The organism is Ideonella sp. FW305-24 (assembly GCF_058788035.1).
Window position 1 is genome coordinate 164,303 of record NZ_JBYTAI010000010.1, and the last position, 21,490, is coordinate 185,792.

The 21,490-nt window shown below is 68.5% G+C and carries 17 protein-coding genes; 3 read left to right on the plus strand and 14 right to left on the minus strand.

The window, feature by feature from the left end; translation table 11 throughout:
- Positions 1–26 precede the first annotated feature (26 nt).
- A complete protein-coding gene (gene asd / locus AC3WR5_RS23980; protein WP_492487685.1) occupies positions 27–881 on the plus strand; it encodes an archaetidylserine decarboxylase in 855 nt (284 codons plus the stop codon).
- Here the strand turns inward: asd and treF are convergent.
- From treF to AC3WR5_RS24015, 7 genes are read right to left on the minus strand one after another with little or no spacing between them, the layout of a single operon-like run.
- Positions 878–2,500: an alpha,alpha-trehalase TreF gene (gene treF / locus AC3WR5_RS23985; protein WP_492487687.1), complete on the minus strand. Its 1,623-nt coding sequence runs from the start codon at positions 2,498–2,500 to the stop codon at positions 878–880. The genes asd and treF overlap by 4 nt on opposite strands.
- Before the next feature lie 51 nt (positions 2,501–2,551).
- Positions 2,552–3,472 carry a hydroxymethylglutaryl-CoA lyase gene (locus tag AC3WR5_RS23990; protein ID WP_492487689.1) on the minus strand — a complete coding sequence of 307 codons (921 nt, stop codon included), beginning with the start codon at positions 3,470–3,472 and terminating at the stop codon, positions 2,552–2,554.
- A gap of 1 nt (position 3,473) precedes the next feature.
- Positions 3,474–5,495: an acetyl/propionyl/methylcrotonyl-CoA carboxylase subunit alpha gene (locus tag AC3WR5_RS23995; protein WP_492487691.1), complete on the minus strand. Its 2,022-nt coding sequence runs from the start codon at positions 5,493–5,495 to the stop codon at positions 3,474–3,476.
- Positions 5,496–5,520: 25 nt separating this feature from the next.
- Positions 5,521–6,309, minus strand: coding sequence for an enoyl-CoA hydratase/isomerase family protein (locus AC3WR5_RS24000; protein WP_492487693.1), 789 nt, complete (start codon positions 6,307–6,309; stop codon positions 5,521–5,523).
- A gap of 4 nt (positions 6,310–6,313) precedes the next feature.
- Complete coding sequence (locus AC3WR5_RS24005; protein ID WP_492487694.1) at positions 6,314–7,945, minus strand: carboxyl transferase domain-containing protein; 1,632 nt, start codon at positions 7,943–7,945, stop codon at positions 6,314–6,316.
- On the minus strand, positions 7,942–9,663 hold the full coding sequence (locus AC3WR5_RS24010) for an AMP-binding protein (protein WP_492487696.1): 1,722 nt from the start codon (positions 9,661–9,663) through the stop codon (positions 7,942–7,944). The genes AC3WR5_RS24005 and AC3WR5_RS24010 overlap by 4 nt, the downstream gene beginning before the upstream one ends.
- A 22-nt stretch (positions 9,664–9,685) precedes the next feature.
- Positions 9,686–10,858 (minus strand): isovaleryl-CoA dehydrogenase, encoded by a 1,173-nt coding sequence (locus AC3WR5_RS24015; protein ID WP_492487697.1) that lies wholly within the window; start codon positions 10,856–10,858, stop codon positions 9,686–9,688.
- Between the two features lie 162 nt (positions 10,859–11,020).
- On the opposite strand from AC3WR5_RS24015, the gene AC3WR5_RS24020 reads away from it, so the two are divergent.
- Positions 11,021–11,713 (plus strand): TetR/AcrR family transcriptional regulator, encoded by a 693-nt coding sequence (locus AC3WR5_RS24020; protein WP_492487698.1) that lies wholly within the window; start codon positions 11,021–11,023, stop codon positions 11,711–11,713.
- 93 nt (positions 11,714–11,806) lie between these two features.
- Here AC3WR5_RS24020 and AC3WR5_RS24025 read toward each other — a convergent pair whose 3' ends face one another.
- The 6 genes from AC3WR5_RS24025 to AC3WR5_RS24050 form a co-directional block, all read right to left on the minus strand.
- Positions 11,807–12,895 (minus strand): porin, encoded by a 1,089-nt coding sequence (locus tag AC3WR5_RS24025; protein ID WP_492487700.1) that lies wholly within the window; start codon positions 12,893–12,895, stop codon positions 11,807–11,809.
- Between the two features lie 212 nt (positions 12,896–13,107).
- Complete coding sequence (locus tag AC3WR5_RS24030) at positions 13,108–14,283, minus strand: acyltransferase family protein (RefSeq protein ID WP_231012769.1); 1,176 nt, start codon at positions 14,281–14,283, stop codon at positions 13,108–13,110.
- Positions 14,284–14,442: 159 nt separating this feature from the next.
- The gene (locus AC3WR5_RS24035) at positions 14,443–16,236 is read right to left on the minus strand and encodes a glutamine--tRNA ligase/YqeY domain fusion protein (RefSeq protein ID WP_141290340.1); all 1,794 of its coding nucleotides are present in this window, start codon (positions 16,234–16,236) and stop codon (positions 14,443–14,445) included.
- Between the two features lie 99 nt (positions 16,237–16,335).
- Positions 16,336–16,644 (minus strand): 2TM domain-containing protein, encoded by a 309-nt coding sequence (locus tag AC3WR5_RS24040; protein WP_141290341.1) that lies wholly within the window; start codon positions 16,642–16,644, stop codon positions 16,336–16,338.
- A gap of 116 nt (positions 16,645–16,760) precedes the next feature.
- Entirely contained in the window at positions 16,761–17,570 is an 810-nt protein-coding gene (locus tag AC3WR5_RS24045; RefSeq protein WP_231012770.1) for a LytR/AlgR family response regulator transcription factor, read from the minus strand.
- Between the two features lie 26 nt (positions 17,571–17,596).
- The gene (locus tag AC3WR5_RS24050) at positions 17,597–18,745 is read right to left on the minus strand and encodes a sensor histidine kinase (RefSeq protein WP_492487703.1); all 1,149 of its coding nucleotides are present in this window, start codon (positions 18,743–18,745) and stop codon (positions 17,597–17,599) included.
- A 159-nt stretch (positions 18,746–18,904) separates the two neighbouring features.
- On the opposite strand from AC3WR5_RS24050, the gene AC3WR5_RS24055 reads away from it, so the two are divergent.
- Positions 18,905–19,855, plus strand: coding sequence for a hypothetical protein (locus tag AC3WR5_RS24055; RefSeq protein WP_492487705.1), 951 nt, complete (start codon positions 18,905–18,907; stop codon positions 19,853–19,855).
- A 6-nt stretch (positions 19,856–19,861) separates the two neighbouring features.
- On the opposite strand, the gene AC3WR5_RS24060 is transcribed toward AC3WR5_RS24055, so the two are convergent.
- Positions 19,862–21,442 carry a helicase HerA-like domain-containing protein gene (locus AC3WR5_RS24060; RefSeq protein WP_492487706.1) on the minus strand — a complete coding sequence of 527 codons (1,581 nt, stop codon included), beginning with the start codon at positions 21,440–21,442 and terminating at the stop codon, positions 19,862–19,864.
- Positions 21,443–21,490 lie beyond the last annotated feature (48 nt).

A 21,490-nucleotide genomic window follows, 5' to 3' on the forward strand; every position in this document is an offset into this window, starting at 1 on the left:
CCTTTCACTGTTCCCGCTCTTCCCCCATGTCCGACCGCCTGCGCGTGCTGCCCCAGTACCTGTTCCCGAAACAGGCCCTGACCTCGTTCGCCGGCTGGGTCGCCGGCCATGAGCGCGGCTCGATCACGACGGCCATCATCCGCGACTTCATCCGCCGCTACGGCGTGAACATGGCCGAGGCCGCGCAGCCCGATCCTGCCGCCTTCAAGAGCTTCAACGAGTTCTTCACCCGCGCGCTGCGCGAGGGTGCACGCCCGCTGGCCAAGGCCGGCCAGGTCTGCCCGGTGGACGGTGCGATCAGCCAGTTCGGCCCCATCCAGGGCGACCAGATCTTCCAGGCCAAGGGCCACCACTACAGCACCCGCGCCTTGGTTGGCGGGGATGCCGCGCTGGCCGCCAAGTTCGACAACGGCCACTTCGCCACCATCTACCTCAGCCCGCGCGACTACCACCGCATCCACATGCCCTGCGCCGGCAAGCTGGTGCGCATGGTCTACGTGCCGGGCGACCTGTTTTCGGTCAACCCGACGACCGCGCGCGGCGTGCCCGGGCTGTTCGCCCGCAACGAGCGCGTGGTCTGCGAGTTCGACACGGCGCATGGCCCGTTCGTGCTGGTGCTGGTCGGCGCCACCATCGTTGGCAGCATGGCCACCGTGTGGCACGGCGTGGTCAACCCGCCGCGCACCGGCGAGCTGCGCGAATGGCGCTACGGCGCCGACCAGCCGCCCATCGAACTTGCGCAAGGCGCCGAGATGGGCCGCTTCCTGCTGGGCTCGACGGTGGTGCTGCTGTACCCCGCTGGCCCGCTCCTGTTCAACCCGGACTGGCAGCCCGGCGGCGCCGTGAGGCTGGGCGAAGCCATGGCGAACTGGCACGCCTAAGCAGGCGGTATCCGCTGCCGCGCCAGCAGTGCGGCGGTGACGCCATTGGTCCAGCCAAAACCGTCCTGCAGCGGGTATTCGCCGCCGCCGCCGCCGTGCGGGTTGTGCTGCGCGTCCTGGTCCAGCGCATATTTCTCGACCAGCCGGCCCTCGCGTTCATAGACCGCCTGCACCGTGGCCAGCCAGCGCTGTGCGATGGTGTCGGCCAGCGCGTGTTCGCCGTGATCGTCCAGGCCGCGCACCGCCATCCATTGCAGCGGCGCCCAGCCGTTGGGCTGGTCCCATTGCTGGGCGCTGGTGTGCTCGGTGGTGGCCAGCCCGCCGTGGGCCAACAGGCGCTGTGAAACCGTGCCGGCGATGGCCTTGGCCTGCGCGGCGCTGGCCAGGCCAACGAACAGCGGCACGACCGTTGCGGCGGTGAGGCTGCGGCGCTGTTCGCCGCGGCGCCAGTCGTGATCGAAAAACGCACCTTGGGCGTCGTTCCACATCAGCTCGTTCATCGCGGCCTTGCGCAGCCTGGCCTGCTCCTGGTAGTCCCGCGCGGTGGTGCGGGCGCCGGCCAGCGTGGCCAGTTCGGCAATGCGGGTTTCCAGCTTGTAGAGGAAGGCGTTCAGGTCGACCGGCACGATGTCCGTCGTGCAGATGGTGGACAGGCAGGCGCCGGAAGCCGGCCGCGATGAGCCCTCGGAAGGCGAGGCGGGCGGGGCCTGCTCGCTGAGCCAGCGGGTGCTGAAGTCCCAGCCCGATTCGCAGGCGGCGCGCAGGTCGCGGTAGACCTCCGCCGGCTCGCGCGAGCTGGCACGTGCGGTCGTCACGTCCTCCAGCCAGGACTCTTCGCGCGGCGTGTCACGGTCGTCCCAGTGGCGGTTCAGCAGCCGGCCGTCCGGCAGGCGCACGACGCGGCGGCGGGCGCCACCGGCCGGCGCGTCGTGCGCGTCGGCCATCCACCAGGCGTGTTCCTGCTGCAGGCGCGGCAGGTAGTCCAGCACACGCTGGCCCAGCCGAGCCTGCGCCAGTTCCACCATCAGCGCGAAGACCGGCGGCTGCGAGCGGCTCAGGTAGTAGCTGCGGGTGCCGTTGGGCACGTGGCCGTAGGTGTCGATCAGGTAGGCGAAGTTGTCCACCATGTCGCCCAGCAGCGTGGCCTCGGCCGGGCCGTCCAGCCCCAGCATCGTGAAATACGAGTCCCAGTAGTACAGCTCCCGGAAGCGGCCGCCGGGCACGAGGTAGGGCCGTGGCAGTTGCAGCAGCGAGGAGCGCGAAGCGTGGCCGGACGGATGACGCGTCAGCACCGGCCACAAGGCTTCGATGTGGGCCGCTATGGCCCGGCCGGGCTGCGATTGGTACTCATGCGCAGGCGGCTCGACGCAGTCGAAATGTTCGGCCACAAAAGCCTTCAGGTCGAAGCCGGCACGCAGGTGCTGCGCGCGGTAGGCGGCCATGATGGCCTGCGGCTCCATCAGAGGCACGCAGTCGACGAAGGTCTTGCTGTCGGCAAACACCGCGCTGCTCTGCACCGCGACGAACAGCTCCTGGTAACGGTCCGCCGGCGACAGCGTGTCCGGGAGCGGTGAGGGGACCGGCGGGCGGGCCACCGCAGGCAGGGCAAGGTCAGGCACGATGGCAGGTGGCATCCAGCGAGCATGCCACGGAAGCCATGGGCTCGCTTGTCAGCCAGCCACCCGTTTGGCCAGCAGCGCGCGGGCCACGCGCGAGCCGTTCGGCTGGCCCAGTCTGGCGCGGATGAAGGCGCCCGCGTCGATCAGCGCGTCCAGGTCGATGCCCGTCGCGATGCCCAGGCCGTGCAGCAGGTAGACCACGTCTTCGGTCGCGACATTGCCGGTTGCGCCCTTGGCATAAGGGCAGCCGCCCAAGCCGGAGACGCTGGCATCGAAAGTCGTGATGCCGAGTTCCAGGCTGGCGTAGACATTGGCCAGCGCCATGCCGTAGGTGTCGTGGAAATGCCCGCTCACCTCCGCCAGCGGGAAGTGCCGCAGCGCGGCCTCCAGTGCCGCCTGCACCTTGCGCGGCGTGCCCACGCCAATCGTGTCGGCCACGCCCACATGCTGCACGCCAATGCCGGCCATCAGCCGCGCGACCAGCTCCACCCGCTCCGGCGCGACATCACCTTCATACGGGCAGCCGACTGCACACGAGATCGCCCCGCGCACCTTCACGCCAGCAGCGCGCGCCGCCGCGACAACCGGCGCAAAGCGCTCAATCGACTCGGCAATGCTGCAGTTGATGTTCTTCTGGCTGAAAGCCTCGCTGGCCGCACCGAAGACGACGATCTCGTCCGGCTGCGTGGCCGCCGCAGCTTCCCAGCCCTTCAGGTTCGGCGTGAGCACCGAATAACGCACGCCGGGCTGGCGCTGCACCGCGGCCATCACCGCCGCGCCGTCCGCCATTTGAGGCACCCATTTCGGGCTGACGAAGCTGGTGACCTCGATCTCCTTCAGGCCCGCAGCCTGGAGCCTGTGGACGAGTTCGACCTTGGTGGCCGTGTCCACCGGCTGGGCTTCGTTCTGCAGCCCGTCGCGCGGGCCGACCTCGACCAGCGTGACGCGAGAGGGCAGCTTGGCGGCGCTCATCTCAGGCCTCCGCCAGCGTCAGCAGCTCGGCACCTTCGCCGACCTGGTCGCCCACCGCGAACATCAGCTCGCCGACGACGCCGTCGCGCGGCGCGTTCAGCGTGTGCTCCATCTTCATCGCTTCCATCACGGCCAGCGGCTGGCCGGCGCTCACGCTGTCGCCAGCCTTGACCAGGAACGAAATCACCTTGCCCGGCATCGGTGCGCTGAGCCGGCCACCGTGGCCGCCGGATTCCTGGCCGGCATGGGCAACGGGGTCGAACTCCTGCAGTTCCAGCGATGCATGTTCGCCGAACAGTGCGCGCTGTTCGCCGCGGGCATAGACGCTCAGCACATGGCGCTGGCCGTCGACCCGCACTTCGAAGCGGTCCGCGCCCAGCGCGCGGGTCTGCAGCGCGTGGCGCTGGCCGTTCAGTGCCAGCCACAGCGCGCCGTCGTGGCTGCGTTCCAGCGTGGCGGCGTGGTGGGTTTTTCCGGTCGCCAGGTCCAGCCTGCGGCGGGCGCTGCCGTGCAGGCGAAAGCCGTCGCGGCGGCTCCAGGGGTCGGCGTCCGGCGCCACCGCTTCTTCGGCCAGAAGGTGTGCGGCCACGCCGGCGGCGGCGACCGGCAGCGGCAGGCCGGACTGGTCGAACAGCGCGGGGCGTTCACGCTCGATCAGCGCGGTGTCCAGGTCGGCGGTGGCAAAAGCGCGGCTTTGCACCACACGGCGCAGGAAGGCCACGTTGGTGGCCAGGCCGACGATGTGGGTGTCGCGCAGCGCGGCGTCCAGCCGGGCCAGCGCCTGCTGCCGGTCCTCGCCCCAGACGATGAGCTTGGCGATCATCGAGTCGTAGAACGGGCTGATCGCATCGCCTTCGCGCACGCCGGCGTCCACACGCACAGGCGCAGTGGCATCGGTGCCCGCGGTGCGCTCGAAGGCCACGTGGGCCGGCCAGCGCAGCACGTCCAGACTGCCGGTCGCGGGCAGGAAGCCGGCGTCCGGGTTCTCGGCGCAGATGCGGGCCTCGATCGCATGGCCGTGCATGCGCAGTTCGTTCTGCTGCGCCGGCAGCGGCTGGCCATTGGCCACGCGCAGCTGCCACTCCACCAGGTCATGGCCGGTGATGGCTTCGGTCACCGGATGCTCGACCTGCAGCCGGGTGTTCATCTCCATGAAATAGAAGCGCAAGTCACCGTCGTCGACTTCTTCCGCGATGAATTCCACGGTGCCGGCGCCAACGTAGCCCACCGCCTTCGCAGCGGCCACCGCTGCTGCGCCCATCTGGGCTCTGCGCTCGGCACTCATGCCCGGCGCAGGCGCTTCTTCCAGCACCTTCTGGTGGCGGCGCTGCACCGAACAGTCGCGCTCGAACAGGTAGACGCAATTCCCCTGCGTGTCGCCGAAGACCTGGATCTCGATGTGCCGAGGGCGGGTGACGTAGCGCTCCACCAAGACATGGTCGTTGCCGAAGCTGCTGCGCGCTTCGCGCTGGCAGGAGGCGAGGGCGGCAATGAAGTCTTCGGCTTTGTCGACCCGCCGCATGCCGCGGCCGCCGCCGCCGGCGCTGGCCTTGATCAGCACCGGAAAGCCGATGCGCTCGGCCTGCTGCAGCAGGAACGTGGGCTCGTTGTTGTCACCGTGGTAGCCAGGCACCAGCGGCACGCCGGCCTTGTCCATCAGCGACTTGGCGGCAGACTTGCTGCCCATCGCGGCAATGGCGTCTGGCGGCGGGCCGATGAAGACCAGACCGGCCTCGGCGCAAGCGCGCGCGAAGGCTTCGTTTTCGCTCAGGAAACCGTAGCCCGGGTGCACCGCCTGCGCGCCGGTGGCCTTGGCGGCTTCGAGGATGCGCTGCCATTGCAGGTAGCTGTCCTTGGCCGCAGCGCCGCCAATGTGCACGGCTTCGTCGCAGGCCAGCACGTGGGCGGCCTGCGCGTCGGCGTCCGAGTAGACCGCCACCGTGCGGATGCCCATGCGTTTTGCCGTCTTGGCCACGCGACACGCAATTTCGCCTCGGTTGGCGATCAGGATCTTCTTGAACATCTTTTTGTCTCCTTGGCGCGCGGGCTCAGGCTTCGAGCCAGCGCGGCGAGCGTTTTTGCAGGAAGGCGGACACGCCTTCCTTGCCTTCGTCGCTTCCGCGGATGTCGGCAATGCGGCGCGCGGTGTCTTCGCGCAATGCCGGCGTGTTGGGCTGGCCGGCCAGGTCCTGCACCAGGCGCTTGCAGCTGCGCACGGCGGCAGGGCTGTTGGCGACCAGGGCCTGCACGATGGCGGCCACGCGCTCGTCCAGCTGTTCGGCGCTGCAGAGTTCATGGACCAGGCCGATGCGCTGCGCTTCGGCGGCGCTGAAACGCTCGGCGGTGGTGAAGTAGCGCTGTGCGGCGCGCTGGCCCATCGCGGCGATCACGTAGGGCGCGATGGTTGCCGGCATCAGGCCCAGCCTGGCTTCGCTGAGGCAGAAGTTCACGCTGTCCACGGCCACCAACACGTCGCACAGCGCCGCCAGGCCGACGCCACCGGCGTAGCAGTCGCCGTGCACGCGGCCGACGACGGGCACGGGGCACTGGTTCAGCGTCCACAGCATGTCGGCCAGCGCCTGCGCATCATCGCGGTTCTGGGTCCAGCTGTAGTCGGCCATCGCGCGCATCCAGTTCAGGTCCGCACCGGCACAAAAGGCCTTGCCGTGGCCGGCCAGCACGACGACGCGCAGGGCGCCGTCCTGGGCCAACCCTCGGAAGGTGGCAGTCAAGGCGGCGATGACTTCGTCGTTGAAAGCATTGCGCACATCCGGCCGGTTCAGCCAGACCTCGGCGACATGAGGGCTGGGGCGCTTGAGTTCGATCGGGGTGCTCATGGCTTTACATCCGGAAGACGCCGAACTTCGCGTCCGGGATCGGCGCGTTCAGGCTGGCTGACAGGCCCAGCGCGAGCACGCGGCGGGTGTCCACCGGATCGATCACACCGTCGTCCCACAGCCGGGCGCTGGCGTAGTAAGGGTGGCCCTGCACCTCGTACTGGCGGCGGATCGGGTCCTTGAACGCAGCTTCTTCGTCGGCGCTCCACTGGCCGCCCTTGAGCTCAATGCCGTCCCGCTTGACGGTGGCCAGCACGCTGGCCGCCTGCTCGCCGCCCATCACCGAGATGCGCGCGTTCGGCCACATCCACAGGAAGCGCGGCGAATACGCGCGGCCGCACATGCCGTAGTTGCCAGCGCCGAAACTGCCACCGATGATGACGGTGAACTTCGGCACGTTGGCGCAGGCCACGGCGGTGACCATCTTCGCGCCGGCGCGGGCAATGCCATCGTTTTCGTACTTGCGGCCGACCATGAAGCCGGTGATGTTCTGCAGGAAGACCAGCGGGATCTTGCGCTGGCAGCACAGCTCGATGAAGTGCGCGCCCTTGTTGGCGCTCTCGGCGAACAGGATGCCGTTGTTGGCGACGATGCCCACCGGCATGCCTTCGATGTGCGCAAAGCCGCAGACCAGCGTGGCGCCGTAGCGGGCCTTGAATTCGTCGAACTCGGAGCCGTCGACGATGCGGGCGATGATCTCGCGCACGTCGAAAGGCTTGCGGGTGTCGGTGGGGATGACGGCCAGCAGTTCCTCGGCCGGGAAGGCCGGCGGCCGCGGTTCGCGCAGCGCCATGTGCGCCAGATGGGCCTGCTTGGGCCGGTTCAGGTGCGAGACGATCTGCCGGGCCAGGGCGAGGGCATGGGTGTCGTCCTGCGCCAGGTGGTCGGCCACGCCGGAGAGGCGGGTGTGCACGTCGCCGCCGCCCAGGTCCTCGGCAGTCACGACCTCGCCGGTGGCCGCTTTCACCAGCGGCGGCCCGCCGAGGAAGATGGTGCCCTGTTCCTTGACGATGACGGTCTCGTCGCTCATCGCCGGCACGTAGGCGCCGCCTGCGGTGCATGAGCCCATGACCACGGCGATCTGCGGAATGCCGCGTGCGCTCATGTTGGCCTGGTTGTAGAAGATGCGGCCGAAGTGGTCGCGGTCGGGGAAGACCTCGTCCTGGTTCGGCAAGTTGGCGCCGCCGGAGTCCACCAGGTAGATGCAGGGCAGGTGGTTCTGCTCGGCAATTTCCTGCGCGCGCAAATGCTTCTTCACCGTCAGCGGATAGTAGGTGCCGCCTTTGACGGTGGCGTCATTGCAGACGATCACGCATTCGATGCCTGACACCCGGCCGATGCCGGCGATGACGCCGGCGCAGGGGGCAGCGTCGCTGCCGTCCCTTTCCTTGTAGACCTCGAACGCCGCCATCGGCGCGATTTCGAGGAAGGCGGTGTCCGGGTCCAGCAGCATCTCGACGCGGTCGCGCGGCAGCAGCTTGCCGCGTGCGAGGTGCTTGGCGCGCGCCGCCTCGCCGCCGCCTTCGGCGATCTTCGCGAGCCGGGCGTGAAGGTCGTCCACCAGTGCGCGCATGGCCTCCGCGTTGGCCCGGGAGGCTTCGCTGCGCGGGTTCAGTTGGGTGCTCAGCACGGTCATGCGGTCTTCTCTTCGTTGAGCCCAAGTTCCTGCTTCATCGCGTCGCGGATCTTGAACTTCTGGATCTTGCCGGTCACGGTCATGGGAAACGCGTCGACGAAGCGGATGTAGCGCGGCACCTTGTGGTGCGCGATCTGGCCCTTGCAGAAATCGCGCAGCGCCTGCTCGGTGAGCGGCTGGCCGGGCGGGCCCGGCTTGGCAATGACCCAGGCGCACAACTCCTCGCCGTACTTCAGGTCCGGCACGCCCACCACCTGAACGTCCAGCACCTGCGGATGGCGGTAGAGGAACTCCTCGATTTCGCGCGGGTAGAGGTTTTCGCCACCGCGGATCACCATGTCCTTGATGCGGCCGACGATGTTCACGTAGCCCTGGTCATCCATGGTGGCCAGGTCGCCGGTGTGCATCCAGCCATCGGCGTCGATGGCCTCGGCGGTCTTCTCCGGGTCGCCCCAGTAGCCATGCATCACCGAGTAGCCGCGGGTGCAGAGCTCGCCCGTCTGCCCCGGCGCCACCACGGCGCCCGACTCCGGGTCCACCATCTTCACCTCCAGGTGCGGCTGCACCGTGCCGACGGTGCTGACTCGACGGTCCAGCGGCGTGTCGGTGGCGCTCTGGCAGCTCACCGGGCTGGTTTCGGTCATGCCGTAGGCGATGGTGATCTCTTCCAGGTGCATCTGGCTGACCACGCGCTTCATCACCTCGATGGGGCAGGGTGAGCCGGCCATGATGCCGGTGCGCAGCGTGGAGAGGTCGAACTCGGCAAAGCGCGGGTGGTCCAGCTCGGCGATGAACATGGTGGGCACGCCGTGCAGCCCGGTGCAGCGCTCGGCCTGCACGGTTTCCAGCACGGCCAGGGGGTCGAAGCCGTCGTTGGGGTAGACGATGGTGGCGCCGTGCGTGAGGCAGGCCAGGTTGCCCAGCACCATGCCGAAGCAGTGGTACAGCGGCACGGGAATGCACAGCCGGTCGTCCGGGCCCAGCTTCATGCATTCGCCGATGAAAAATCCGTTGTTCAGGATGTTCCGGTGCGTCAGTGTGGCGCCCTTGGGAAAGCCGGTGGTGCCGCTGGTGAACTGGATGTTGATCGGGTCGGAGGACTTGAGCGTGGCGGCCACTTCGGTCACGCGCGCGTCGGCTGCATCGCCTTGCGCGAGCAGGTCCGAGAAGCGCATCAGGCCGGGTTCTTCCGCGCCTTCGCCGGCCGAGTCGATCCAGGCGATGGTGCGCAGCGCCGGCAGGCGGGCAGCCTGCAGGTGGCCGGGTGCGCAGTCGGCCAGCTCGGGCGCCAGCTCACGCAGCATGCCGAGGTAGTCGCTGGTCTTGAAGCGGGCCATGGTCACCAGCGCCCGGCAGCCGACCTTGTTCAGCGCATAGGCCAGCTCGGTCGTGCGGTAGGCTGGGTTGATGTTGACCAGCACCAGGCCCACCTTGGCGGTGGACAGCTGCATCAGCAGCCACTCCGCGTTGTTGTGCGACCAGATGCCCACGCGGTCGCCCGGCTGCAGGCCCAGCTTGAGCAGCGCACTGGCCAGCCGGTTCACCTCGCGCTGCAGTTCGACGTAACTGAATCGGCGGTCCTGGTGGCGGCTGACCAGGGCTTCCCGCGCCGGCTGCCGGCGGACCATGTCGTCGAAGAAATCGCCCAGGGTCTGTTCGATCAGCGGCACCGTGCACGGGCCGGCATCCTGGCTGAGGGTCAAGGGATCACGTCGCATGAGGGTGCTCCTTGGCGGCTTGTCAGCAGGTCTCCGAGAACAGTTCGCGGCCGATCAGCATGCGGCGGATTTCGCTGGTGCCGGCACCGATTTCGTACAGCTTGGCATCGCGCCACAGCCTGCCGACCGGGAACTCGTTGGTGTAGCCCACGCCGCCCAGTGCCTGGATGGCCTCGCCGGCCATCCAGGTGGCCTTTTCGGCGGTGTAGAGGATCACGCCGGCCGCGTCCTTGCGCAGCGTGCGGCTGTGGTCGCCACGGTCACACGCTTGCGCAACGGCGTACGCATAGGCGCGGCAGGCCTGGAAGGTCGAGTACATGTCGGCCAGCTTGCCCTGCATCAGCTGGAATTCGCCGATGCTCTGGCCGAACTGCTTGCGCTCGTGCACAAAGGGCACGACCGCGTCCAGGCAGGCGGCCATGATGCCCAGCGGGCCGCCGGAAAGCACCACGCGTTCGTAGTCCAGCCCGCTCATCAGCACCTTGGTGCCGTTGCCTTCACCGCCCAGCACGTTTTCTTCCGGCACTTCGCAGTTGTCGAAGAACAGCGGGAAGGTGTTGGAGCCTCGCATGCCCAGCTTGTCCAGGTGATGGCCGTGGCTGAAGCCCTTGAAGCCCTTCTCGATCAGGAAGGCGGTCATGCCACGCGCGCCGAGCTCAGGCTCTGTTTTTGCGTAGACGACCAAGGTGTCGGCATCGCCGCCGTTGGTGATCCACATCTTGCTGCCGTTGAGCAGGTAGCGGTCGCCCTTCTTCTCGGCGCGCAGCTTCATGCTGACCACGTCCGAGCCAGCGCCTGGTTCGCTCATCGCCAGCGCACCGGTGTGTTCGCCGCTGATCAGCTTGGGCAGGTACTTGCGCTTCTGCGCGTCCGTGCCGTTGCGGTTGATCTGGTTCACGCAGAGATTGGAATGCGCACCGTAGGACAGGCCGACCGAGGCGCTGGCGCGGCTGATCTCTTCCATCGCCACCATGTGAGCCACGTAACCCAGGCCGGTGCCACCGAAGTCTTCGGAGACTGTCAGGCCGTGCACGCCCAACTCGCCGAGCTTGCGCCACAGATCGGCCGGGAACAGGTTGTCCTGGTCGATCTTCGCGGCGCGCGGCGCGATCTCGCTTTGTGCGAAATGGCGCACGGCGTCGCGCAGCGCGGCAATGTCATCGCCCAGCGGGAAGGTGAAGGTGGATTCGAACATCGGCTTGTCTCCTGTGCGGGCAGTGCGGGCTGGCGGTTTTGCGGGCCATGTTGAGCTAAGCTCAATCGTGTCCTGTGGCGCAGCCTGTATTTGGTTTGATCGGGTTCGAATCTAGCAGCATCTGGATTGCGGCACAAGGAGGATTTGAGTGATACTCAACAAATGGTCAATCCAGCCCCCTTGGCGCGCCGCAACGCGGCCAGCGCAAAAAGCGAACAACGCATCCGGGACATCCTGCGCGTGGGCCGCGAAGTCTTCGCCGAGAAGGGCTATGAACACGCGACCACGGCCGACATCGCGCAGCGCCTGGGCGTGTCCGAGGCGACGGTCTTCACCTATTTCCGCGGCAAGCGCGAGCTGTGCCTGCGGGTGATCGAGGACTGGTACGACGAGATCATTGGCGCGATGGAGGCGGGCCTGCCGAAAGACCGGCCGGTGCGCGCGCAGCTGGAAACCTTTGTCGCCACGCACTTGCGGCTGTTCCTGATCCAGGGCACGGGGCTGTGCGCGCTGGTGCTGTCCGAAGGCCGCAGCAAGGGCCAGGTGCTGGCCGACAGCCTGCTGCCGCTGCAGCGCCGCTACACCGCGCCGCTGATGGAACTGCTGGCGCGCGGCCAGGCCAGCGGCGAGGTGCGCAGCGACCTGCCGTTGCGGCTGATGCGCTCACTGGTGCTGGGGCCGATGGAGCACATCCTGTGGGAGGCCGTGGGCCAGCAGGAACGGGCCATCGACATTGACGCGACCGCAGCGGCGCTGGTGGGCATGCTGTGGTCCGCGCTGGCGGCGCCGGAAGCGGAGCTGAAGGCGCTGCGCGAGCTGAAGATCGCGCTGCGTCAGGCACTGGACCAGGCTTAGTGCTGGTCCGGTTCGGGCGTAAAAAAGGCCCCTGAAAAGGAGCCTGTGAAGGTGATCGGAGGCCGGGTGCGACGACACCCGGCCCGGGCCCGATCAGAAGCGGTGGCGCAGGCCGACCATGTAGCCCAGGCGCTTGGTTTCGCCGTTGGCAAAGGTGAAGGTCGGGTTGTCGCTCAGCTCGGTGTGGTCCACCTCGAGGTAGGCATCGGTGCGCTTGGAGAATGCGTAGTCCAGCACGCCAGCGGCGAAGATGGCCTTGCCGGCGCCATCGGTGGTGCCTTCGCGGGAGTGTTGCTTGGCGTTCCAGTAGTGGCCGCCGATGTTCCACTGCGGCGTGAACTGGTAGGTCACGCCGGCCGACCACATGTCGCGCTTGTCCATGTTGGTGGACACGCCGAAATTGCCGTTGGTGCCGGCGTTGCCCAGCAGCGCGTTCAGCGTTGCACGGCTGAACTTGTCGTCCGGGTCGGTGCGTGCCCAGGCCAAGGTGACGTACCACGGGCCAGAGGAATAGGCGCCACCGACGGTCGCGGCCGTGACCTTGTTGTTGGCCGTGTCCTTCAATTGCTCATAGGCGCCACCGACTGCGAAGGGGCCCATCTCGTAGCGCAGGTAGCCTTGGCGGGTCGAGTTCGAGCCATTGGTGTTGCCCTCGGCCGCGCTGGCTGCCAGGCCGATGCGCAGGCCGCTGAACTCGGCCAGGTACTTGACCGTGTTGTTGTGGCGTGCGCCCAGCGACATGCCGATCTCGGGCTTGAACGCTTCGATGTACGGCGAGTACTTGAACGAGGCGTAGGTCGACGTGAAGACGTCGAACAACACGTTGTACTGGCGGCCCAGCGTGATGCGGCCGTAAGGTGTCTTCAGACCGACCCAGGCCTGGCGCCAGAAGTCGGTGGCGGCCACGGCGCCGGTGTCGACCAGGAAACGGTGCTCCATGTTGACCAGGCCTTGCATGCCGCCGCCCAGGTCTTCGACGATGTTGAAGCCGAGCCGGCTTTGCGACATGCCGCCTGGCGTGACGGACTTGCTGTCGTCGCCGCTGTTGGCGCCCTTCGGGCCGTCATTGGTTTGCACACGAACGCCGGAGTCCACGATGCCGTAGATGGTCACGGTCGATTGGGCCCAGGCGCCGGTGCCGAGGGCGCAAAGGGCTGCTGCGCACAGTACGGTTCTTTTCATGAGGTCTGTCTCCTGTTGATCAGACTTCATTGTGTAAGTTGCGCGCAACGCAGCACAGAGGCTTGTTGCAAGCCTCTCACGCGAGGTTTCCCACCTCGGGAAAGACCTTAGGGTGGTGTCAACCCCCTAGAGTGTCGCCTGTGTGACGCTTTGGTGCGGTCACTTTTTGTGTCACGCGTTGTCGCCTGGGCGACTCGGCGGGCCGCATCGGCTCAGCGCGTGACCCTGGCGCCGGCCCATGCGGGCTCGGCCTGCGTGTGGGCTGGCGCAGTCCGTGAGCCACCGCTGCGCAACGCCGGCAGTTCCACCTTCAGGTGCAGCAGCCAGCCGATCAGCAGGCTCAGCGACCAGGCGGCCAGCAGCCCCAGGCTGTTCAGCAGCAAAGCCTCGGGCCAGGCCCAGGCGACCAGCGCACCGACCAGCAGGCAGACCGGGTAGTGCGCCAGGAACACGCTGTACGACACCCTGGCGAGCCAGCTGATCGCCGGCAGTTGCGCGAGCCGTTGCGGCAGCGCGCGCAGCCAGGAACCGGCTCCGCGGCCTTCCGGCGGCAGGGCCAGCGCCAGCGCACAAAGCCCTGCCAGCAGCACCCGGTCGCGCCAGGCCAGTGACAGGCTGATGGCGACCAGCGCGGCCAGTGCCAGCCAGGCGCAGCGGCGTGCCCAGCCTGCCTGTGCCTGGCGCACCCAGGCAGCCAGCAGGCCCGCGCCGTAGGCGCCAAAGAAGTAGGGCGCCCAGGCGTCCCAGTGCGGGTCGCGGTTCAGCAGCAGCCAGGACAGCGCGGCCAGCCCGGCGACGCTCAGCAGCGTCAGCGCTGCGCGCCAGCGTGCTGGCATGCAGCAGCGCAGGCCCAGCACGGCCAGCAGCATGGCAAACAGCTGCAGGTCGATGGCGACATACCAGAGCCCGGCGCTGAGCGCCTCCTCGCCGAGGATGTCCTGCAGCAGCAGCACATTGGCCAGCAGTTGCATGGCGGTGGGCGCGCCGGGCAGTTGCGGGTCGTCGCTGAAGCTGCGGGCCAGCGCGGCGCTGAGGATGGCCAGCAGCATTGCGACCAGGCAGGGCGGCACCAGCCGGCGATAGCGCTGCAGCAGCTTGCCTGGCAGCTCGGGCAGGCCCAGGCTGGCAGGCGCGCCAGGCGAGGGCAGCAGCGAGCGCGCGGCGAGGAAGCCGGCCATCACCAGGAAGACCTGCACGGCCATGCGCGCGGGGTTGGCCAGCCAGGCGAACAGCTCGGGCGCCAACGGGTCGACCACGGCGCGCATCGGGCTGTAGATGGCCAGGTGATGCCAGACGATCAGCTGCGAGGCGATGGCCTTGCCCAGCGTGATCAGCGGCAGGCCTTGGCCGGCAGCAGTGCATGCCGGCAGTGCGGTAACTCGGGACATGGGCGGCAATGGAAGCAGGCGCGCACGGCGCGTCGACCTCGTGGGCCGTGGCGCAATGCAAAGCCCGGTCGCGCCGGTGATGGCGCGGCAAGGCTTGGGATCAAAGGGAGATGGCCGCGACCGGCATCGGCCGGTCACGCAAGGCCGTCAGGCGCGCTTTCAGCGGGCCCAGCTGTCCTTCAGGCCGGCAATGCGGTTGAACACCGGCGCGTCGGCGCGGTGGTCCTTGCGGTCGGCGACGAAGTAGCCATGGCGCTCGAACTGGAACTTGTCGTCCGGCTTGGCGCCGGCCAGGCCAGGCTCCAGGTAGCTGCGCAGCACATGCTTGCTGTTCGGGTTCAGCACGGTGAGGAAATCCCGGCCGCCGGCGTCCGGCTGGGCCTCGGTGAAGAGGCGGTCGAACAGGCGCATCTCGCAGGCCACGGCCTCGTGCGCGCCAATCCAGGTGATCGTGCCCTTGACCTTGACGCTGTCGGCGCCCGGCGTGCCGCTCTTGGTGTCGGGGACCACGGTGGCGGTCACGGCCGTGACCTTGCCGTCGGCATCCTTCTCGCAGCCGGTGCACTCGATGATCACGCCGTACTTCAGCCGCACCTTGTTGCCAGGGAACAAGCGGAAGAAGCCCTTGGCCGGCACTTCGGCGAAGTCGTCACGCTCGATCCACAGCTGCGGGCCCAGGCTGAACTGGCGCTGGCCGAGCTCGGGCTTGTGCGGGTGGGCAGGGGCATGGCAGGGCTCGTGGAAGCTGTCGCTGCCGAAGACTTCGGCGTAGTTTGTCAGCTTCAGCGCCACGGGGTCGATCACGGCCATCGCGCGCGGGGCCTGCTCTTCCAGATCGGCGCGAAGCGCAATGTCCAACACCGAGTAGTCCAGCCAGATGTTGCTCTTGCTGGCGCCGGAATCGTCGGCCATCTTGCGGATGGACGCCGGCGTGTAGCCACGGCGGCGCATGCCGGCCAGCGTGGGCATGCGCGGGTCGTCCCAGCCTTCGACGTGCTTTTCATCGACCAGCTGCTTGAGCTTGCGCTTGCTGGTGATGACGTAGCTGAGGTTCAGCCGGCCGAACTCGTACTGCTTGGGCAGCGGGTGCGACAGCAGGCCGCCTTCTGCCAAACGCTCCAGCAGCCAGTCGTACCACGGGCGCTGGTCCTCGAACTCCAGCGTGCAGATGCTGTGCGTGATGCGCTCCAGTGCGTCCTCGATCGGATGCGCATAGGCATACATCGGGTAGATGCACCACTGGTCGCCGGTGTTGTGGTGCGTGGCGCGGCGGATGCGGTAGAGGGCCGGGTCGCGCAGGTTGATGTTGGGCGAGGCCATGTCGATCTTGGCCCGCAGCACCATCGCGCCGTCCGGGTGCTGGCCGGCACGCATCTCGCGGAAGCGGCCCAGGTGGTGTTCGACAGGCAGGTCGCGGAACGGGCTGTTGGTGCCGGGCGTCGTGAAGTCGCCGCGGTTCGCGCGCATCTGGTCGGCGCTCTGCTCGTCCACGTAGGCCAGGCCTTGCGAGATCAGGTACTCGGCGGCGCGGTACATGAAGTCGAAGTAGTTGCTGGCGTAGTAAAGGTGGGCGGTGCCGAAGGCGTCCCAGTCCCAGCCCAGCCACTTGACCATCTCCTCGATGGCGTCGACGTATTCCTGCTCTTCCTTCTCCGGATTGGTGTCGTCGAATCGCAGGTGGCAGACGCCGCCGTAGTCCCGCGCCAGGCCGAAGTTCAGGCAGATGCTCTTGGCATGGCCGACGTGCAGGTAGCCGTTGGGCTCGGGCGGGAAGCGCAGCCGCACGCGGGCCGGGTCGGGCTGGCCTGCAGCGTGCAGGGCGGCATCGCCAGGCTGGCCGCCGAAGGGGCGCTGGGCATAGGTGCCGGCCTCGAGATCACGCTCAATGATGGCGCGCAAAAAATTCGCCGGCTTGACGGGCTCGGCGGACGGGGCGTGCTTGGCATCGCTCATGAAAAGCGCTTTGTTATCAAGGGGTTCGCGTAGCCGCAACAGGGCGGCCACAGAAGCGAGCCATTGTAGGCGGCGCTCGCCCTGCGCGCCGCCCGGTCTTCAGCGCTGACGTTCTCGTAGCCGCCGCACTTCGTTGTCCAGCATGCGCTGGCGCCAGTCGTCGCCGGTCAGTGAGAAGAAGGTCACGATGCCGTGGATCGCCAGCCCGATGCCCCAGCCGAACAACGGGAACTGGTGCCAGTGCGCGCCGCCCGTGCTGGCATTCAGCAGGAACAGCCCGAGGTTGACCAGCACGTAGACCAGCAGGTGGGTCAGGAAGCCGGTCTTGAGCCGCACCCGGCGCCTGGCCTGGCGCATCAGTGCGTCTTCGGGGTTGTCGGAAGTGGTGTCGCGGTCACGGTCTCGCATGAGTGTCTCCGGTGAGGCGGGGTGTCGATGGGCTGATCTTCAGGCTGCCGCAGGCCTGCGTCCAGCGGCATGCGACGGCCGGTCGCCAGCGGGCGTGAATTGCCGCCGGACTGGCCTCACATGCTCTTGAAGCGCGGCGCGTACAGGCGGCTGACGATCAATTGCTCCGGCCGGCCGCGCAGCAGCAGATGCAGCCGGCCGGCTTCGTCGCGCTGCGCCTGGCTGATCGCGCTGGCGCGCACCACGGTGCCGCGGTGCACCTGCCAGAAGCGCTGGGTGTCCAGCTGCGGCAGCAGTTCACGCAGCGACATGCGGATCAGGTGCTCGTGCGTGGCGGTCAGCACGCGCACGTACTTGTCGGCCGCCTCGAAGTAGACGACCTCGTCGATGGGCACCATGTGGATGCTGCTGCCCACCCCCACCTGGATCAGCTGCAGTGGCGCTGCGGCTGGCGTTTCGGTGCCGCCCAGCAGGCCGCGCAGCCGGGCCAGCAGCGCTTCGTCGGACGAGGTGGCTGCGGCATCGGCCGCGGCCGGCTCACGCTGCGCCAGCAGGGCCTGCAGCCGCTCGCAGGTGGCGAGCAGGCGCGCCGGCTGCACGGGCTTGAGCACATAGTCCACCGCGCTGGCTTCGAAGGCCTGCAGTGCGTACTGGTCATAGGCGGTGACAAAGACGATCAGCGGCAACGGCTTGTTGGCCGGCCAGTCCTCGACGATGGCCTGCGCCGCTTCCAGCCCGGTGCGGCCTGGCATGCGGATGTCCAGGAACAGCAGCGTCGGTGTGTCGGCCAGCGCACGCTCCACGGCGTCGTCGCCATCGATGGCGGGTGGCAGCAACTGAAGTGCGGGCCAGGCGCGGGCCAGCTCGGCGGCCAGGGCCTGGGCCAGCAGTGGTTCGTCTTCGGCGATCAGGGCGGTGAGGGGCATGGTCAGCTTTGTCAAAAGGAGAGGGTTCAGTTGCCACTGGGGAGCGGGAGGTGCAGCGTGGCCAGCGTGCCGCCATCGGGATGCTCGGTGAGTTCGAACTGGCCGCGCTCGCCGTACAGCGTGGCCATGCGCTCGCGCACCTGGGCCGTGCCGAAGCCGGTGCCGCGCGTGGCGGTGGGGTCGGTCTCGGCGGCGGCGCGGGCAGCTGCCAGGCCACGGCCATCGTCGCGCACGGTCAGGACCAGCGTGGCGCCCTCGCTCCGCGCCTGCACCGAAAGCAGGCCGCCGCGGCGCTGGGGTTCCAGGCCGTGCTTGATGCTGTTTTCCACCAGCGGCTGCAGCAGCAGCGGCGGCACTGGCAAGGTGGCCAGCTCGGGCGGCAGCGAGAGCTCGGTGCGCAGCCGGCTGCCCATGCGCATCTGCATCAGCGAGAGGTAGTCGGCCAGGCGGTCGAACTCGGCTGACAGCGGATGGGCATCGGTGCGGCTGGCGTTCAGCGTGGCGCGCAGGAAGTCGATCAGCCGGTCCAGCATGGCCTGGGCCTGCGCCGGGTCGAGCGAGATCAGTGCGCGCAGGTTGGCCAGCGTGTTGAACAGCATGTGCGGCTCCAGCTGGCTCTGCAGCAGCCGCAGCTGGGTCTCGGCCGCCAGCCGGCCGACCTGCGCCGCCTGGGCCTCGGCCGCGGCCAGCCGTCCTCGGGTGTAGAAGAACCAGGTTCCCACCAAGGCCGCGATCATGGACAGCGCCAGCACGGCCGACCAGGCCCGCCACGAGCCGCGCCAGGGCATCACGCTTTGCTGGCCGGTCAGCAGGTCGGCGATCTGGGAGCCCAGGATGTAGCCGCCTGCACCACCCGCCAGCACCAGCGGCACCATCCAGCCCCAGCCTGGCCAGCCCTCGCGCAAGGCAGGCGGATGCGGCCCGGGCAGCGAGAGCCGCCAGCGTGCCAGGCCGTAGCGGCCAAGGTTGATCAGGATCGAGCAGAGATTGCCGATCAGCAGCGAATACACCAATGCCACCCAGAAGGACGAGCCGGTCAGGGTCAGGAAACCGGCAATCAGCACGCAGAAGAGCTGTGTGCTCAGGTGCACGTGGCGGCAGGCTTGCAGCAACTCGGCGAACCAGCTGCGCGGGATGGGCGAGGGGGCTGCGGGGGAAGCATCGGGCAAGGGCATGGGGCGATTCTGCAGCGGGGGCGCAGGCCGGCAACTGCGGTGCGACGGCTGGCCGCCATGGCGCGCGAAGGCGGCCGGGCGAGGCGCGAAATGCGGCTGCGGAGCGCTGGCAGTGCCGATTGCGGCTGTTCGGGTGCGCAGCTTGCTTGGGTCAGCTGCATGAGCACCTTCATTCGCGTCGCAGAAGTCTGGGTGCCCTCGGTCGATGGCGGTGTACTTGAGTTGGCCGATGGGTGGTTCGACAACGCACCGGCGTTTGGCCGGATCAGCCGGGAGATGTGTTTCGGCCGGGACGAAGGCCTGCCCGGCCGGGCCTGGGAGGAAGGCCGGCCCTTGCTGCTGCGGCAGTTCGAGGGCAGCTATTTCCGCCGCATCGACGCGGCGCGGGCCGGCGGCTTGAGTTGCGCGCTGGCGCTGCCGGTGTTCCTGAACGGGGCGCTCAGCTCGGTGCTGGTGCTGTTGTGCGGCGAGGTCCAGGCCCAGGCCGGTGCGATCGAGCTCTGGCACAACGATCCGCGCATCACGTCCGACCTGAGGCTGGATGACGGCATCTTCGGCGGCGACACCGCGGGCACAGCGATGGAGGCGCTGGCTCGCGACGCCTTCCTGCCGCGAGGCAGCGGCCTGCCCGGCCTGGCCTGGCAGCGCGAGCAGGCGGTTTTCATGGAGCAGCTCGATGCTGCGCACTTCCTGCGCGCGCAGGCCGCAGCCGATGCCGGGCTGGTGAGCGGCCTGGCGTTGCCTTGCGCTGGCCGGGACCCGGCGCACACCTGGGTGTTGAGCCTGTTGTCTTCGCCGGCCACGCCGATTGCGCGGCGCATCGAAGGCTGGCTGCCGGATGCCGACGGGCTGATGCTGCAGCGCGGCTTCGGCTTTTGTGAGGCACGCGGCAGTCTGCCCACCGAAAGCCTGCCGTTGCAGGCGCTGGGCGCCATTGGCCGGGCGCGGTCCACCGGCGTGGTCCAGGTCTGCACCAGCCCGGAGCCGGCAGGCCAGGCGCTGGCCGGCGAGCTGGACGCGGCCGGGCTGCGCACCGTGGTCGCCATCCCGCTGGTGCAGGCGGGTGCCAGCGGCGACCCGATCAGCGAGGTCGTGGCGCTGTATTTCTGACGCGGTTCAGCGACGCCGCCGGCTGGCCGTGGCGCCGCCCAGGATGGAGCCCAGCACGCCGCGCACGATCTCCCGGCCGACGCTGGAGCCGATGGTGCGCACGGCGGACTTGGCAACGGTCTGCGCCAGCCCGTCGTGCCGGCCGCCGCGTGGGCCGGTCGAGCCGAACAGCAGGTCGCTGAGGCCTTCCTTCATGCCGTCCATCCAGCCAGGGCCCTGGGCCTCGGCGGGCGCTTGCCCAGGCGCGGGCTGGCCGGCAGTCGGCGTGGGCATGCCGGTGGCTGTGGGCCTGGCGCCCGGCGCTGGCGAGGCCGCGGCACCGCCGCGCAGCTTCTCGTAGGCCGACTCCCGGTCCAACGCCGTTTCGTAGACACCCGCCACCAGCGAGCCCTCGCGCAGCGTTTGGCGCTGGGCCGGCGTGATCGGGCCGATCTGGCCGCCGGGTGGCAGCACGAACACGCGTTCGGTCACGCAGGGCCGGCCCTTGGCGTCCAGGAAGCTGATCAGCGCCTCGCCCACGCCGAGTTCGGTGATGGCTGTTGCAATGTCCAGCCCGGGGTTGGCGCGCATGGTTTCGGCGGCGCTCTTGACGGCCTTCTGGTCGCGCGGCGTGAAGGCGCGCAGCGCGTGCTGCACCCGGTTACCGAGCTGGCCCAGCACGCTGTCGGGCACGTCCAGCGGGTTCTGGGTCACGAAATAGACGCCCACGCCCTTGGAGCGCACCAGGCGGACCACCAGCTCGATGCGCTCGACCAGCGCCGCCGGTGCGTCCTTGAACAGCAGGTGGGCCTCGTCGAAGAAGAAGACCAGCTTGGGTTTTTCGAGGTCGCCGACCTCGGGCAGCGTCTCGAACAACTCGGACAGCATCCACAGCAGGAAGCTGGCGTACAGCCGCGGCGCGTTCATCAGCTTGTCGGCCGACAGGATGTTGATGACGCCAAGGCCATCGGATGTCTGCATGAAGTCCGCGATGTTCAGCATCGGCTCGCCGAAGAACTGGTCGCCGCCTTGCTGTTCGATCTGCAGGAGGCCGCGCTGGATCGCGCCGATGGACGCGGCGCTGACGTTGCCGTATTCGGTCGTGAACTGCGAGGCGTTGTCGCCCACGTGCTGCAGCATCGCGCGCAGGTCCTTCAGGTCCAGCAGCAACAGGCCTTGGTCGTCGGCGATCTTGAAGACCAGGTTCAGCACGCCGGCTTGGGTCTCGTTGAGTGCCAGCATGCGGGCCAGCAGCAGCGGCCCCATGTCGCTGATGGTGGCGCGCGCCGGGTGGCCCTGCTCGCCGAACACGTCCCACAGCGTGGTGGGGCAGGCGACGGATGCCGGTGCGTCCAGGCCACGTTCCTTCAGCACGGCGGCAAGCTTGGGGCTCAGGCTGCCGGCCTGGCTGATGCCGGTCAGGTCGCCCTTCACGTCAGCCATGAAGACCGGCACGCCGATGCGGGAGAAACCCTCGGCCAGGGTTTGCAGCGTGATGGTCTTGCCGGTGCCGGTGGCGCCGGTGATCAGGCCGTGGCGGTTGGCCAGCTCGGGCAGCAGTTCGCAGCGGGTGTCGCCGTGTTGCGCGACGAGCAGAGGGTCGGCCATCGAAGTCTCCTCGTGGCGGCCGACAGGCCACCAAGTAAAATCTCAGTC

Bases quoted from the DNA above. Each gene is read 5' to 3' on its own strand.
- AC3WR5_RS24015 (WP_492487697.1), bottom strand. From the start codon at position 10,858: ATGTTCGAATCCACCTTCACCTTCCCGCTGGGCGATGACATTGCCGCG.
- asd (WP_492487685.1), top strand. From the start codon at position 27: ATGTCCGACCGCCTGCGCGTGCTGCCCCAGTACCTGTTCCCGAAACAG.
- AC3WR5_RS24035 (WP_141290340.1), bottom strand. From the start codon at position 16,236: ATGAGCGATGCCAAGCACGCCCCGTCCGCCGAGCCCGTCAAGCCGGCG.
- AC3WR5_RS24005 (WP_492487694.1), bottom strand. From the start codon at position 7,945: ATGACCGTGCTGAGCACCCAACTGAACCCGCGCAGCGAAGCCTCCCGG.
- AC3WR5_RS23995 (WP_492487691.1), bottom strand. From the start codon at position 5,495: ATGTTCAAGAAGATCCTGATCGCCAACCGAGGCGAAATTGCGTGTCGC.
- AC3WR5_RS23990 (WP_492487689.1), bottom strand. From the start codon at position 3,472: ATGAGCGCCGCCAAGCTGCCCTCTCGCGTCACGCTGGTCGAGGTCGGC.
- AC3WR5_RS24050 (WP_492487703.1), bottom strand. From the start codon at position 18,745: ATGCCCTTGCCCGATGCTTCCCCCGCAGCCCCCTCGCCCATCCCGCGC.
- AC3WR5_RS24020 (WP_492487698.1), top strand. From the start codon at position 11,021: ATGGTCAATCCAGCCCCCTTGGCGCGCCGCAACGCGGCCAGCGCAAAA.
- AC3WR5_RS24010 (WP_492487696.1), bottom strand. From the start codon at position 9,663: ATGCGACGTGATCCCTTGACCCTCAGCCAGGATGCCGGCCCGTGCACG.
- AC3WR5_RS24030 (WP_231012769.1), bottom strand. From the start codon at position 14,283: ATGTCCCGAGTTACCGCACTGCCGGCATGCACTGCTGCCGGCCAAGGC.
- AC3WR5_RS24025 (WP_492487700.1), bottom strand. From the start codon at position 12,895: ATGAAAAGAACCGTACTGTGCGCAGCAGCCCTTTGCGCCCTCGGCACC.
- AC3WR5_RS24045 (WP_231012770.1), bottom strand. From the start codon at position 17,570: ATGCCCCTCACCGCCCTGATCGCCGAAGACGAACCACTGCTGGCCCAG.
- AC3WR5_RS24040 (WP_141290341.1), bottom strand. From the start codon at position 16,644: ATGCGAGACCGTGACCGCGACACCACTTCCGACAACCCCGAAGACGCA.
- AC3WR5_RS24060 (WP_492487706.1), bottom strand. From the start codon at position 21,442: ATGGCCGACCCTCTGCTCGTCGCGCAACACGGCGACACCCGCTGCGAA.
- AC3WR5_RS24055 (WP_492487705.1), top strand. From the start codon at position 18,905: ATGAGCACCTTCATTCGCGTCGCAGAAGTCTGGGTGCCCTCGGTCGAT.
- AC3WR5_RS24000 (WP_492487693.1), bottom strand. From the start codon at position 6,309: ATGAGCACCCCGATCGAACTCAAGCGCCCCAGCCCTCATGTCGCCGAG.